The organism is Flavobacterium soyae (assembly GCF_045348165.1).
Lineage (GTDB): Bacteria > Bacteroidota > Bacteroidia > Flavobacteriales > Flavobacteriaceae > Flavobacterium > Flavobacterium soyae.
Genome location: NZ_CP150845.1, coordinates 397,882 through 411,698 on the forward strand (window position 1 = coordinate 397,882; position 13,817 = coordinate 411,698).

Sequence of the window (13,817 nt, forward strand, 5' to 3'; positions counted from 1 at the left end):
ATTGATTTAGAATATTGACTGTAAAAATAATATCGTAATATAAATTTACATGCAATATTAAAATTTGACTATTTTTACTTCACTAACCAATATTATATGGATTTATTTATTTACCTATTTGCCGCACTTTTTTCAGTACTTAACCCAATTGGAACAGTTCCCATTTTTGTTGGATTAACACAACATGACTCTCAAAAAGAGCGTTCGAGAATTTCTTTATGGACTGCCATAAACGTTGGTATTATTTTATTGGTTTCTTTTTTTATTGGCCAATATGTTCTGTCTTTTTTCGGAATTAGTATTGATGCTCTTCGTATTGCCGGTGGAATTGTAATTGTAAATTCAGGTTTTTCATTACTTTCCGGTAAATTCAATAAAAAACGAGGAATTAATAAAAAAATAGAAAACGAAGTACAGCAAAGAAATGATATCGCTTTAACTCCCCTAGCGATTCCAATGCTTGCTGGACCAGGTTCTATTTCTTTACTAATTGCATTTTATCAGGAACACCATCAAATGGAGGAAATCATTTTTTCTTGTCTTGCAATTTTAACAATTGCTGTAGTTATTTTTGTTATTCTAAAAAGCGCGCATTATCTGGCAAGAATTTTAGGTGCATCTGGAATTGTAGCAATATCAAGGATTGTCGGGTTTATTGTAATTTCTATAGGAATTCAATATATCGTAAGTTCAATTGTAAATATTATCAAGGGAAATTTTTAAATGTAATTTGCCTTTTAGCATAGAGAAACGGGATAGAAACATTTAGTTTTTATCCCGTTTTACTTTATATAAAAATCTTAATTTCTTGGCAAAAATACTTCAGCCATCATACATCTTGCGCTTCCACCACCACAAGCTTCAATTGTATCCAAACTTGAACTTAAAATCTCGGCATGTTTTTCTAATTGTTGAATTTGTTTCGAAGTCAAACTTTGATGAGCCGATGCACTCATAACAATATATTTTTTATCATTTGTTCCTCGAACTTCCAACATATTACCTGCAAAATTATTTACCTGATCTTCTGTAATTAAGATGATTTCCTTTTTATCATCTTTAAGATTATCAAGAACCATTTTTCTTTCTTTTTTATCATCAATACAATCTGCACAAATAACAGCAAAAGTTTCACCTAAGCACATCATAACATTTGTATGATATATTAACTTACGTTCTCCATCAACTGTTTGAAAAGCTTCAAAAATTACCGGAGCATAATCAAAATCCTCACAAAACTCAATAAATAATTCTTCATCGGCACGAGGCGATAAAGCGCAATACGCTTTTGCATTGGCACGATCTAAAAGCAAACTTCCAGTTCCTTCTAAAAAATAACCATCATCTTCTGCAGATGTATAATCCATTATATTAGAAATTTCAAAACCTTTTTCTTCTAAAGTATCTAAAATATCTTCACGACGTTCTAAACGACGATTCTCTGCAAACATTGGATAAAGAGCGACATCTCCGTTTTCATGAAATGAAACCCAATTGTTTGGAAAAATACTATCCGGAGTATCCGTTTCTAAAGTGTCTTCAATAACCGTAACATCAACACCTACGGCTCTCAATTTTTCCACAAACGTGTCAAATTCTTGCTGCGCTTTTGCATTAACTGTACTTGGCAATAATCCGTCTAATACTTTTTGGTAATAATTATTTACAGCTGTTTGTTCATTCATTCTGAAAGCAACTGGCCGTATCATTACAATTGCATTTGTTGTTTGTTTCATTTTATATGTTTTTTGTTTCAAGTTTTAAGTTTCAGGTTTCATGTCTTGTAAAAAACTTGAAACCTGAAACTTGAAACCCAAAAACTATTTTTAATCTCTAATTAATGGCAAAGTTGAACATCTTAACAAACCTTCTTGTTTTGCGATTTCGGCATACGGAATTTCCTCCACAGTAAAACCATTAGCCCGAAGCCAGTTATTTAAGCGAGTAAAATTTTTCTCAGAAACAACAACATCTTTGTCAATCGAAAATACATTTGAAAACATATTGTACATTTCCTCTCTTTCAATATGAAATAAGTTTTCCTTTCCGAAAAGATTTACCAAATACAAATAATCTGCTTCTTCACGGAAACCTCTTTTATAAATGATTCCTTTGTCTTTTCCAACTGGTTGAAAACAGCAGTCTAAATGCAATGCATTATCACGGGCTTCCAATTTCGATTTAACTAAATCAAATTCTTTCACAATTTTATTTGGAAACAATCCTTTAATATAATTTACACCATGCATATTTGTTCTGGCAGTAATATAATCTTTGTAGTCGCTTCCTTTGTATGTACCAATAAAAATATGATCATTCCAAAGCATAACATCTCCGCCTTCAATATGAACTTCTTCTGGCGGGCGTACAACTTTTATTGTATCAATTTGATCAATAACATACTGAATTGCATCTAACTCTCGTTCACGATCTGGTAAAATATTTGATTTTATGAAAACATCATCAATTACAAATCCTATATCTCTAGCAAAAATCTGATTGTAGTTTTCAATCATTTCAGGGCGATAAACAGTAACATTATACTTCTGAAAAATAGCATTAAAAGCATCCATTTCAGCAACCATATCTTTTTCAATAGGATATGTTCCGGCTTTAATATGTTCCAATGATTTAGGATCATAGGCTTCTTCTAATGAAGGAGTTGGCCCATTATGAACGGCTGAACCCAAAACTACAGCACGCAATCTTGACGTTTCGTTCTTTACATTTAATTGCAACATAACTTTATTATATTTTGAACAAAGATAAAAAAAGCTTTACAGTTAAGTAAAGCTTTAGTTTTTTTTATTTGTTAGACTTAAAGTCTCTTAAAGGATGTCCGGTATAAATTTGTCTTGGCCTTCCAATTGGTTCTTTATTTTCACGCATTTCTTTCCATTGTGCAATCCATCCCGGAAGCCTGCCAATTGCAAACATAACAGTAAACATGTCAGTTGGAATTCCTAATGCTCTGTAAATAATTCCAGAATAGAAATCAACGTTTGGATATAAATTTCTTGATTTGAAATAATCATCTTCAAGAGCTGCAGACTCTAATTTTTTAGCAATCTCTAAAATCGGATCTTCAACACCTAAAGTCTCTAATACTTCTTTAGCAGCTTTTTTAATAATTCTTGCTCTTGGATCAAAGTTTTTATAAACTCTGTGGCCAAATCCCATTAAACGGAAAGGATCATTTTTATCTTTTGCTTTCGCCAAGAATTTATCAGTATCTCCACCGTCTTTGTTTATTTCTTCAAGCATTTCAAGTACAGCCTGGTTAGCCCCTCCGTGAAGCGGTCCCCAAAGAGCAGAAACTCCTGCAGAAATAGAAGCGAATAGTCCCGCATGAGATGAACCTACCATTCTTACTGTAGATGTAGAACAGTTTTGTTCGTGATCTGCATGAAGAATAAATAATTTATCTAAAGCATCTACAACAACTGGATTTACAGCATAAGGTCCTGTAGGCAATTTAAACATTAATTGCATAAAATTCTCTACATATCCTGTTGTATTATCGTAATAGTTTAACGGATAACCCATAGATTTTCTATAAGTCCAGGTTGCAATTACAAGAAATTTACCCATTGTTTTACAAATGGCTTCGTACATTTCTTTTTCATTGTCAACATTTACAGCTTTTGGATTAAATGCTGTCAAAGCGCTCGTCAAAGCAGATAACACTCCCATTGGGTGTGCAGTTTTTGGAAAACCATCAATGATATTTTTCATTTCTTCGTTTACCAAAGTATGCTTTTTAATACCATTTTCGAACTGCTCTAATTCTTGAGCGGTTGGAAGTTCTCCGAAAATCAAAAGATAAGAAACTTCTAAGAAACTAGCTTTTTCAGCCAAATCTTCGATTGAATATCCTCTGTAACGTAAAATTCCTAATTCTCCGTCTAAGAAAGTGATTTCACTTTTACAAGATCCAGAATTTTTATATCCCGGGTCAATTGTAATAATACCTGTTAAATCACGTAATTTGTTAATATCGATAGCGGATTCATTTTCGCTTCCTGTGATTACCGGAAGTTCAATTTTCTTACCATCTACTTCTAATGTAGCTATTTTTGACATAATATAATCGGAAATAATTCTATAAATAATAATTTATCAAATCTAAGGAATTTAAGACTAATTAAAAAAAGAATCCTGCTATGAATTTGTTAAAACTCCAAAAAAAAACCATTCGTACAAAACGAATGGTCTAATCTTAATATATAACTCTTACAATTATTTAATCTTGAAAGCGTTTAACCCTGGAAAATAAGCAGTACTTCCTAACTCTTCTTCGATTCTTAATAATTGATTGTATTTTGCCATACGATCAGAACGGGAAGCAGAACCTGTTTTAATTTGACCACAGTTTAATGCAACCGCTAAGTCAGCAATTGTATTATCTTCTGTTTCTCCAGAACGGTGAGACATTACTGAAGTATATCCAGCGTTTTTAGCCATATTTACTGCAGCAATAGTTTCTGTTAAAGTACCAATTTGGTTTACTTTTACAAGGATTGAATTAGCGATTCCTTTTTCGATACCAGTTGACAAACGAGCAACATTAGTTACAAATAAATCATCACCTACTAATTGTACTTTATTTCCAATTTTTTCTGTCAAATATTTCCATCCATTCCAGTCATCTTCATACATACCATCTTCGATAGAGATAATTGGATATTTAGCAGCAAGTTCAGCTAAATAATCAGCTTGCTCCTCAGAAGTTCTGATTTTTCCAGTTTCACCTTCAAATTTAGTATAATCGTATTTACCGTTTACATAGAATTCAGAAGCTGCACAGTCAAGGGCAATCATAATTTCGTCGCCAAAAGTATATCCTGCTTTTTCAACCGCTAATTTGATAGTATCTAAAGCATCTTCAGTACCACCCGCTAAGTTTGGAGCAAAACCACCTTCATCACCAACAGCTGTACTTAAACTTCTGTCGTGTAAAACTTTTTTCAAACTGTGGAAGATTTCAGTTCCCATTTGCATAGCATGTGTAAACGAAGTTGCTTTTACAGGAAAAATCATAAATTCCTGAAATGCAATAGGTGCATCAGAGTGAGAACCACCATTGATGATATTCATCATTGGAACAGGTAACGTATTAGCAGAAACCCCGCCTACATATCTGTATAAAGGTAGTCCAAGTTCGTTAGCAGCAGCTTTTGCAGCAGCTAAAGAAACTCCTAAAATAGCATTAGCTCCTAATTTAGATTTATTTGGAGTCCCATCTAAATCGATCATTAATTGATCGATAGTATTTTGTTCAAAAACAGAAGTTCCAACTAGTTCTTCAGCAATAACAGTATTTACATTGTTCACTGCATTCAAAACTCCTTTTCCAAGATAAGCTTTACCTCCGTCACGTAATTCAACAGCTTCATGTTCTCCAGTTGATGCTCCAGATGGAACAGCAGCTCTACCTAAAACTCCGTTTTCAGTTACTACATCAACCTCAATAGTAGGATTTCCTCTGGAATCCAAAATTTGTCTTGCGTGAACTTTAATTATAATACTCATTATTTTTTGTTTTTTATTAATAGATTATAGATTTTTTTTCGAAATTAGAAAAATATTTAATATTAAAAACGAATTTTCTTTACTAAACATCTTTATTTATTAACTACATCGTTTTAGACACAGCTAGTTTTATATTCTCAACAAATTCATCAAATAAATATGACGAATCATGGGGTCCCGGACTTGCTTCAGGATGATATTGTACTGAAAAACAATTCTTATTTTTCATTCGCATACCTGCAACTGTACCATCATTTAAGTGTAAATGCGTAATCTCTAATTCAGGATGATTGTCTAATTGTTCTTTTTTTACAGCAAAGCCATGGTTTTGAGAAGTAATTTCTCCTTTTCCTGTAATGATATTTTTAACCGGATGATTAATCCCACGATGCCCATTAAACATTTTATAAGTCTGAACTCCATTTGCCAAAGCAATTACCTGATGTCCTAAACAGATTCCGAATAAAGGTTTATCTTCTTCAAGAATTTTCTTTGCAACTTCGATTGCACCAAATAATGGATCCGGATCCCCAGGTCCGTTTGACAAGAAAAATCCATCTGGATTAAACGAATTCAAATCTTCATAAGTTGAATTATACGGAAAAACTTTAATGTAGCAATCTCTTTTAGCAAGATTTCTTAAGATATTCTTTTTAATTCCAAGATCAAGTGCAGAAATCTTATACGTCGCATTTTCATCCCCAACAAAATATGGTTCTGTAGTCGAAACTTTTGAAGCCAACTCCAAACCTTCCATGTCCGGAACATTTGCTAATTCTTTTTTCAAATCCTCAACTGAAGTCCCATCTGTACAAATTACTGCATTCATCGCCCCATTGTCGCGAATGTAACTTACAAGGGCTCTTGTATCAACATCAGAAATACAAATCAGGTTTTGTTTCGTAAAGTAGTCTTCCAGACTTCCAGAAGCACCTTCTCTAGAATAATTAAAGCTAAAGTTTTTACAAACCAAACCAGCAATCTTGATGCTGTCTGATTCAACTTCTAAATCATTAACACCATAATTACCAATATGCGGATTAGTCGCAACCATAATTTGACCAAAATAAGAAGGATCAGTAAAAATCTCCTGATATCCGGTCATTCCAGTATTAAAACAAACTTCACCAAAAGTTTTACCGCTGATTCCGATAGATTTACCATGAAAGATAGTTCCATCGCTAAGTAATAAAATGGCGCTTTGTCGTGTTGTGTATTTCATTCTTTAATTTGTATTGTTTTTAATCGTCTTATGAAACTTATTAATATTTCATTTGTAATTAGGTATTTTGCAAATTTACTTCTTTAAAAGAGCGCTGCCAAGATTTTTTAAATTTTTCATTCATAAAAATAAAACCTTGACACTGAAATAAGTTAAATTTTACTCTTCTAAAAAAATCAAAAAAAAAGGATAAACTAAAAATTAGCTTATCCTTGATTTCTATAGAATCATTACTTTCATAATTATTCAGAAGCTTCAGTAGTCGATTCTGATTCAGCTGCAGGAGCTTCAGGAGCAGTACCTTCAGCTTTCTTAGCTTTACCACCACGACGGCTTTTAGCTTTTTTAACTTCTTTTTTACCTCCATTGTAAAGTTCATTGAAATCTACAAGTTCGATCATCGCCATATCGGCGTTATCTCCCAAACGATTTCCAACTTTAATGATACGAGTGTATCCACCTGGGCGGTCTCCAACTTTAGCAGCTACATCTCTGAACAAATCAGTTACAGCATATTTGCTACGTAAGTATGCAAAAACAATACGACGATTGTGAGTCGTATCTTCTTTTGATTTTGTGATTAAAGGCTCAACGAATTGTTTAAGCGCTTTAGCTTTAGCAACAGTAGTGTTAATACGTTTGTGCTCGATAAGAGAACAAGCCATATTAGCTAACATAGCTTTTCTATGTCCAGTCTGTCTGCTTAAGTGATTGAATTTTTTTCCGTGTCTCATTGCTATTTTAAATTTAATCCCGCAAGCGGGATTGAATTATTCTTTATCTAGTTTGTATTTAGCTAAATCCATTCCGAAAGTTAAATTCTTAACTGCAACAAGTTCATCAAGTTCAGTTAAAGATTTTTTACCAAAATTACGGAATTTCATTAGGTCATTTTTATTGAACGATACTAAATCACCAAGTGTATCAACTTCAGCCGCTTTCAAGCAATTTAATGCTCTTACAGATAAATCCATATCAACAAGCTTAGTTTTAAGCAATTGTCTCATATGCAATGACTCTTCATCATACGATTCTGTTTGTGCAATTTCGTCAGCCTCAAGTGTAATTCTTTCATCAGAAAACAACATGAAATGGTGAATTAAAACTTTAGCAGCTTCAGTAAGGGCATCTTTTGGATTAATAGATCCATCAGTTTTGATTTCAAAAACTAGTTTCTCGTAATCTGTTTTTTGCTCTACACGGAAATTTTCGATTGCATATTTTACATTTTTTACCGGAGTAAAAATAGAATCTGTAAAAATCGTTCCAATTGCAGCATTCTGTTTTTTGTTCTCTTCAGCAGGAACGTATCCTCTACCTTTTTCGATTGTTAGATCGAAGTTCAATTTGATTTTAGAATCTAAATTACAGATAACAAGGTCTGGATTCAAAACTTGAAAACCTGAGATAAATTTTTGAAAATCACCTGCTGTCAATTGATCTTTACCAGAAACAGAAATTGTAACTGATTCATTATCGATATCTTCAATTTGACGTTTGAAACGTACTTGTTTAAGATTAAGGATAATTTCGGTAACATCTTCAACAACACCTGAAATAGTAGAAAACTCATGATCTACACCTTCGATACGAACAGATGTAATTGCATAACCTTCTAACGCTGAAAGCAAAACTCTTCTAAGTGCATTACCAACTGTCAATCCATAACCAGGTTCTAAAGGTCTAAATTCGAATTTACCTTCAAAATCGGTTGAATCGATCATGATAACTTTATCGGGCTTTTGAAAATTAAATATTGCCATAAATTTCGACTAAGTCAATTATTATTTGTTGTACAACTCTACGATTAATTGTTCTTTAATGTTTTCTGGAATTTGAAGTCTCGCAGGTACAGAAACAAAAGTTCCTTCTTTAAGATCATTGTTCCAAGTAATCCATTCATAAACATGACTTGAATTTGATAAAGAACGTTCGATAGCTTCTAAAGATTTAGATTTTTCACGAACAGCAACTTTATCACCAGGTTTTAGGTGGTAAGAAGGAATGTTTACAACTTCTCCGTTTACAGTAATGTGTCTGTGAGATACAATTTGACGAGCACCTCTTCTAGATGGAGCAATTCCCATTCTAAAAACAACATTATCTAATCTTGCTTCACATAGTTGTAATAAAACTTCACCAGTTACACCTTTAGTAGCTGATGCTTTTTCGAATAAATTTCTGAATTGTTTTTCTAAAATTCCATAAGAATATTTAGCTTTTTGCTTTTCCATTAACTGAACAGCATACTCAGATTTTTTTCCTCTTTTCTTAGCCATCCCGTGTTGTCCAGGTGGGTAATTTCTTTTTTCGAAAGATTTATCATCTCCGAAGATTGCTTCGCCAAATTTACGAGCGATTTTGGTTTTTGGACCAGTATATCTTGCCATTTTAAAAAAATTTTAAGGTAGAGATTATGAATTCAGGTCTAATCCTCCGATAATCTATATTCTACCTTGATTATACTATAAAAATAAAAAATTAAACTCTACGTCTTTTTGGAGGACGACATCCGTTGTGCGGCATTGGAGTAACGTCGATAATCTCAGTAACTTCAATTCCACCGTTATGAATAGAACGGATAGCAGACTCACGTCCGTTTCCTGGTCCTTTTACATAAACCTTAACTTTTTTAAGTCCTGCCTCAAGAGCTACTTTGCTACAATCTTCTGCTGCCATTTGAGCTGCATACGGAGTATTCTTTTTAGAACCTCTGAAACCCATTTTACCAGCTGAAGACCAAGCAATAACTTCACCTTTCTTATTTGTCAAAGAAATGATAATATTGTTGAAAGTCGAAGAAATATGAGCTTCACCCGTTGATTCAACGATAACTTTACGTTTTTTTGCAGTTGCTTTAGCCATATTACTTATTATTTAGTTGCTTTTTTCTTGTTAGCAACAGTTTTTCTTTTTCCTTTTCTTGTTCTAGAGTTGTTTTTAGTTCTTTGACCTCTTAATGGAAGACCAGATCTATGACGAATTCCTCTATAACAACCAATATCCATTAAACGTTTGATGTTCAAAGAAACTTCAGAACGTAATTCTCCTTCAATTTTGTAAAATGAAACAGCATCACGAATCGCTCCGATCTCGTCATCATTCCAATCTTGAACTTTTTTATCTTGGCTAACTTGAGCTTTTTCTAAAATCTCAATAGCTCTACTTTTTCCTAATCCGAAGATGTAGGTAAGTGCTATAACACCTCTTTTGTTTTTTGGGATATCTACCCCTGCTATTCTTGCCATAATTATCCTTGTCTTTGTTTAAATCTAGGATTCTTTTTGTTTATCACGTACAATCTTCCTTTTCTACGCACGATAATGCACTCGGCACTTCTCTTTTTTACTGATGCTCTAACTTTCATAGTGAATATCCTTTAATATCGATAAGTAATTCTTGCTTTTGACAAATCGTAAGGACTCATTTCCAGTTTCACTTTATCACCAGGTAATAACTTGATATAATGCATACGCATTTTTCCAGAAATATGAGCAATTACAATATGTCCATTTTCTAACTCCACACGGAACATCGCATTAGATAATGCTTCAATGATTGATCCGTCTTGTTCTATTGCTGATTGTTTTGCCATAAATATATTAAGCTACTGCTTTTCTATTTTTACCAGTCTTCATTAAACCATCATAATGTTTGTTTAACAAGTATGAATTGATTTGTTGAATAGTGTCTATTGCAACCCCAACCATAATTATTAATGAGGTACCTCCAAAAAACATTGCCCAAGATTGTTGTACATCCATAATACTTACAACAATAGCTGGGAACACAGCAATCAAAGCAAGGAATAAAGATCCTGGGAAAGTTATTAAAGACATCACTTTATCTAAGAAATCTGAAGTTTCAGCTCCCGGACGAACTCCAGGAATAAAACCGCCGCTTCTTTTTAAATCATCAGCCATTTTGTTAGTAGGTACAGTGATTGCAGTATAAAAGAATGTAAATACAATAATTAAAGTTGCAAAAACAAAATTATACCAGAAACCAAACATATTACTAAATGCACCAACAATAGATTGTGATGTATCTGACTTAGACAATCCAGCTACAGCTGCAGGGATAAACATAATTGCCTGAGCAAAAATGATTGGCATAACTCCAGAAGCATTAAGCTTAAGAGGAATCCATTGTCTATTACCGCCTGCCAAATCTTGCTCATAATCACCAGTTGTTGTACGACGAGCGTATTGAACCGGGATTCTACGTACTGCCATTGTAAGCAATACACAAGAAATGATTACTAATAACCACACAATAATTTCAATAACTAACAACATTGGACCTCCATTGTTGTTGGTAACTCTCGTTGTAAACTCTTGAATAAAAGCTTGAGGTAAACGAGCTAGGATACCAACCATAATTAATAATGAAATTCCATTTCCAATACCTTTATCAGTAATTTTTTCACCAAGCCACATAGCAAAAATTGTACCTGTAACTAAGATGATAACAGAGGAGAACAAAAATTCAGGTGAATTAAAGCCTAGTAGAAAAGCACTACCAGGCAATGTTCTGTATAAATTATAGATATAAGTTGGACCTTGAACCAGTGTAATAGCTATAGTCAACCAACGAGTGATTTGATTAATCTTTTTTCTACCACTTTCTCCGTCATTTTGAAGTTTTTGTAAATAAGGAATCGCAATTCCCATTAACTGAACAACAATAGATGCAGAAATATAAGGCATAATACCTAAAGCAAAAACTGAAGCTTTAGAGAAAGCACCCCCAGTAAACATGTCTAGGATAGATCCTAAACCATTTTTAGTTTGTCCCGCTAAACCTGTTAATTGAGTTGCGTCAATTCCAGGAAGCGTAACGTGTGCACCAAAACGATATACTAAAAGCAATCCTAATGTAATTAAGATTCTGTTTTTCAGTTCTTCGATTTTCCAAACATTACTTATTGATTCAATAAATTTCTTCATCTTAATAGATAAGTTATATAGTTACAGCTTCTCCACCAGCAGCCTCAATAGCAGCTTTTGCAGTAGCAGTAAATTTGTGGGCAGTTACTTTTAATTTTGCTTTCAATTCTCCTCTACCTAAAATCTTAACGATTTCATTTTTGGTAGCTAGACGATTTGCCACGAAATCTGTCATTGAAACAGAATCAGTAATCACACCATTGTCTACTAATAATTGAAGCGTATCTAAATTAACACCTTCGTATTCTTTACGATTGATGTTTTTGAAACCAAACTTAGGAACACGTCTTTGAAGTGGCATTTGTCCACCCTCAAAACCAATCTTTTTAGAATAACCAGAACGAGATTTTGCTCCTTTGTGACCTCTTGCAGCAGTGCCACCTTTTCCAGAACCTTCTCCTCTACCTAATCTTTTATTTTGATTGTGCGTTGATCCTTCAGCAGGTTGTAAGTTACTTAAATTCATAACAGTATTTGTTATTTAGCTTCTTCAACAGAAACTAAGTGTTTAACTTTATTTATCATACCAAGGATAGCAGGATTTGACTCATGCTCCACAACTTGTCCCATTTTACGTAGACCTAAAGCTTCTAAACCTCTCTTTTGAGAAAGAGGACAGTTGATCTTGCTTCTTACTTGTTTTACTAATAATTTAGCCATAATTTACTTGATTAACCTTTAAAAACTTTTTCTAAAGAAACACCTCTTTGTTTTGCAACAGTATGAGCGCTTCTCATTTGTAATAAAGCATCAAAAGTTGCTTTAACTACGTTATGAGGATTTGACGATCCTTGAGATTTTGATAATACATCATGAATACCAACTGATTCAAGAACTGAACGAACAGCTCCACCAGCAATAACTCCTGTACCATGAGAAGCAGGAATTAAGAATACACGTGCACCACCAAATTTTCCTTTTTGTTCGTGAGGAACTGATTGACCATTTAAAGGAATTTTTACCAAATTTTTCTTAGCATCTTCTACTGCTTTCGCAATTGCTTCAGAAACGTCTTTAGATTTTCCTAATCCGTGACCAACTACTCCATTTTCATCACCTACAACTACAATAGCAGAAAAACCAAAAGCTCTACCTCCTTTTGTAACTTTAGTAACACGATTAACACTTACCAGACGATCTTTAAGTTCAAGACCACTTGGTTTTACCAATTCTACATTTTTGTATTTAGACATAATATATTAGAATTTAAGTCCAGCCGCTCTTGCGCCTTCTGCTAATGATTTAATACGACCGTGATATAAATAACCACCTCTATCAAAAGTAATGGTATCAATCCCGGCTTTTAACGCTTTCTCTGCAACTAATTTTCCAACAGCAGCAGCGATTTCAACGTTAGTACCTTTTCCTATTTCTTTTTCTCTCGAAGATGCAGCTAATATAGTAACTCCATTTACATCATCAATAAGTTGAGCATAAATTTCTTTGTTACTTCTAAATACAGATAGTCTTGGTTTAGCAGCAGAACCACTAATCGTTTTTCTAATTCTGAATTTAATTCTCTGTCTTCTTTCAGATTTTGTTAATGACATAATCTTATTTTTTAAGCTGATTTACCTGCTTTTCTTCTTAATACTTCACCCACAAATTTAACACCTTTACCTTTGTATGGCTCTGGCTTACGGAAACCTCTGATTTTCGCAGCAACTTGACCTAAAAGTTGTTTATCAAATGATGTTAATTTTACGATTGGGTTCTTACCTTTTTCAGATATTGTTTCTAAAGCTACTTCTGGAGCAATTTCTAAAACAATATTGTGAGAATATCCAAGAGCTAAATCTAATTTTTGACCTTGGTTTGAAGCTCTATAACCAACTCCAACTAATTCTAGTTCTTTTGTAAAACCTTCAGAAACACCGATAATCATATTATTGATCAAAGATCTGAATAATCCGTGTTTTGCTCTGTGGTCTTTATGATCAGACGATCTTTCAACTAAAACTTGATCGCCTTCAACAGTTACATTTACGTCCGAAAACTCCTGAACTAATTGACCTTTTTTTCCTTTTACTGTAATAATACCGTCTTTAACTTCTACAGTTACACCAGCAGGGATTACAATTGGGCTTTTACCTATTCTTGACATCTTATCTAGT

The 13,817-nt window shown here is 33.4% G+C and carries 19 protein-coding genes; 1 reads left to right on the top strand and 18 read right to left on the bottom strand.

Features of this window, described 5'->3' with window-relative positions:
- The first annotated feature begins 96 nt into the window (after positions 1 to 96).
- A complete protein-coding gene (locus AABD74_RS01825; protein ID WP_232680711.1) occupies positions 97 to 723 on the top strand; it encodes a MarC family NAAT transporter in 627 nt (208 codons plus the stop codon).
- A gap of 77 nt (positions 724 to 800) precedes the next feature.
- Here the strand turns inward: AABD74_RS01825 and ctlX are convergent, their stop codons facing one another.
- From ctlX to rplF, 18 genes are all read right to left on the bottom strand, one after another.
- A complete protein-coding gene (ctlX, locus tag AABD74_RS01830) occupies positions 801 to 1,736 on the bottom strand; it encodes a citrulline utilization hydrolase CtlX (RefSeq protein ID WP_406844528.1) in 936 nt (311 codons plus the stop codon).
- Positions 1,737 to 1,826: 90 nt separating this feature from the next.
- Complete coding sequence (locus AABD74_RS01835) at positions 1,827 to 2,741, bottom strand: dimethylarginine dimethylaminohydrolase family protein (RefSeq protein ID WP_406844529.1); 915 nt, start codon at positions 2,739 to 2,741, stop codon at positions 1,827 to 1,829.
- A 64-nt stretch (positions 2,742 to 2,805) separates the two neighbouring features.
- Positions 2,806 to 4,083, bottom strand: a complete 1,278-nt coding sequence (locus AABD74_RS01840) for a citrate synthase (RefSeq protein WP_232680704.1) — start codon at positions 4,081 to 4,083, stop codon at positions 2,806 to 2,808.
- A 156-nt stretch (positions 4,084 to 4,239) separates the two neighbouring features.
- Positions 4,240 to 5,532 carry a phosphopyruvate hydratase gene (eno, locus tag AABD74_RS01845; RefSeq protein WP_406844530.1) on the bottom strand — a complete coding sequence of 431 codons (1,293 nt, stop codon included), beginning with the start codon at positions 5,530 to 5,532 and terminating at the stop codon, positions 4,240 to 4,242.
- A gap of 103 nt (positions 5,533 to 5,635) precedes the next feature.
- Positions 5,636 to 6,754: a glutamine-hydrolyzing carbamoyl-phosphate synthase small subunit gene (carA, locus tag AABD74_RS01850; protein WP_406844531.1), complete on the bottom strand. Its 1,119-nt coding sequence runs from the start codon at positions 6,752 to 6,754 to the stop codon at positions 5,636 to 5,638.
- Positions 6,755 to 6,996: 242 nt separating this feature from the next.
- Positions 6,997 to 7,488 carry a 50S ribosomal protein L17 gene (rplQ, locus tag AABD74_RS01855; RefSeq protein ID WP_053470833.1) on the bottom strand — a complete coding sequence of 164 codons (492 nt, stop codon included), beginning with the start codon at positions 7,486 to 7,488 and terminating at the stop codon, positions 6,997 to 6,999.
- A gap of 36 nt (positions 7,489 to 7,524) precedes the next feature.
- Complete coding sequence (locus AABD74_RS01860) at positions 7,525 to 8,517, bottom strand: DNA-directed RNA polymerase subunit alpha (RefSeq protein ID WP_008464329.1); 993 nt, start codon at positions 8,515 to 8,517, stop codon at positions 7,525 to 7,527.
- Positions 8,518 to 8,538: 21 nt separating this feature from the next.
- A complete protein-coding gene (rpsD, locus tag AABD74_RS01865; RefSeq protein ID WP_008464326.1) occupies positions 8,539 to 9,144 on the bottom strand; it encodes a 30S ribosomal protein S4 in 606 nt (201 codons plus the stop codon).
- 91 nt (positions 9,145 to 9,235) lie between these two features.
- Positions 9,236 to 9,619 carry a 30S ribosomal protein S11 gene (gene rpsK / locus AABD74_RS01870; protein WP_012022477.1) on the bottom strand — a complete coding sequence of 128 codons (384 nt, stop codon included), beginning with the start codon at positions 9,617 to 9,619 and terminating at the stop codon, positions 9,236 to 9,238.
- Between the two features lie 8 nt (positions 9,620 to 9,627).
- Positions 9,628 to 10,002, bottom strand: a complete 375-nt coding sequence (gene rpsM, locus AABD74_RS01875; RefSeq protein ID WP_012022478.1) for a 30S ribosomal protein S13 — start codon at positions 10,000 to 10,002, stop codon at positions 9,628 to 9,630.
- A 2-nt stretch (positions 10,003 to 10,004) separates the two neighbouring features.
- Positions 10,005 to 10,121, bottom strand: a complete 117-nt coding sequence (gene ykgO, locus AABD74_RS01880) for a type B 50S ribosomal protein L36 (protein WP_002987490.1) — start codon at positions 10,119 to 10,121, stop codon at positions 10,005 to 10,007.
- Positions 10,122 to 10,133: 12 nt separating this feature from the next.
- Positions 10,134 to 10,349 (bottom strand): translation initiation factor IF-1, encoded by a 216-nt coding sequence (gene infA, locus AABD74_RS01885; protein WP_007136545.1) that lies wholly within the window; start codon positions 10,347 to 10,349, stop codon positions 10,134 to 10,136.
- A gap of 7 nt (positions 10,350 to 10,356) precedes the next feature.
- On the bottom strand, positions 10,357 to 11,703 hold the full coding sequence (gene secY, locus AABD74_RS01890) for a preprotein translocase subunit SecY (protein ID WP_017495008.1): 1,347 nt from the start codon (positions 11,701 to 11,703) through the stop codon (positions 10,357 to 10,359).
- Positions 11,704 to 11,716: 13 nt separating this feature from the next.
- A complete protein-coding gene (rplO, locus tag AABD74_RS01895) occupies positions 11,717 to 12,169 on the bottom strand; it encodes a 50S ribosomal protein L15 (RefSeq protein WP_109190654.1) in 453 nt (150 codons plus the stop codon).
- A gap of 11 nt (positions 12,170 to 12,180) precedes the next feature.
- Positions 12,181 to 12,363, bottom strand: coding sequence for a 50S ribosomal protein L30 (gene rpmD / locus AABD74_RS01900; protein ID WP_056068811.1), 183 nt, complete (start codon positions 12,361 to 12,363; stop codon positions 12,181 to 12,183).
- An 11-nt stretch (positions 12,364 to 12,374) separates the two neighbouring features.
- The gene (rpsE, locus tag AABD74_RS01905) at positions 12,375 to 12,899 is read right to left on the bottom strand and encodes a 30S ribosomal protein S5 (protein WP_085950926.1); all 525 of its coding nucleotides are present in this window, start codon (positions 12,897 to 12,899) and stop codon (positions 12,375 to 12,377) included.
- Between the two features lie 3 nt (positions 12,900 to 12,902).
- On the bottom strand, positions 12,903 to 13,253 hold the full coding sequence (rplR, locus tag AABD74_RS01910; protein WP_083572173.1) for a 50S ribosomal protein L18: 351 nt from the start codon (positions 13,251 to 13,253) through the stop codon (positions 12,903 to 12,905).
- Positions 13,254 to 13,264: 11 nt separating this feature from the next.
- Complete coding sequence (gene rplF, locus AABD74_RS01915; RefSeq protein ID WP_232680698.1) at positions 13,265 to 13,807, bottom strand: 50S ribosomal protein L6; 543 nt, start codon at positions 13,805 to 13,807, stop codon at positions 13,265 to 13,267.
- Between the last annotated feature and the right edge of the window lie 10 nt (positions 13,808 to 13,817).